The organism is Janthinobacterium foliorum (assembly GCF_978021625.1).
The window spans coordinates 1-266 of the sequence record NZ_CDXDQE010000107.1; the positions used below are offsets into that span (position 1 = coordinate 1).

1 rRNA gene is annotated in these 266 nt (G+C 51.9%); it reads right to left on the bottom strand.

Annotated elements, in window-relative coordinates:
- Positions 1 to 266, bottom strand: a 23S ribosomal RNA gene (locus tag ACZ92H_RS29725); the annotation flags it as partial.

Sequence of the window (266 nt, forward strand, 5' to 3'; positions counted from 1 at the left end):
GAGTATTTAGCCTTGGAGGATGGTCCCCCCATATTCAGACAGGATGTCACGTGTCCCGCCCTACTTGTCGTACGCTTAGTACCACCGGTCCGATTTCACATACGGGGCTATCACCCGCTATGGCTCCACTTTCCAGAGAATTCTGTTATCGGTCCGACTATCACGTACAGGCTCTTCCCATTTCGCTCGCCGCTACTTTGGGAATCTCGGTTGATTTCTTTTCCTGCAGCTACTTAGATGTTTCAGTTCGCCGCGTTCGCCTTGCA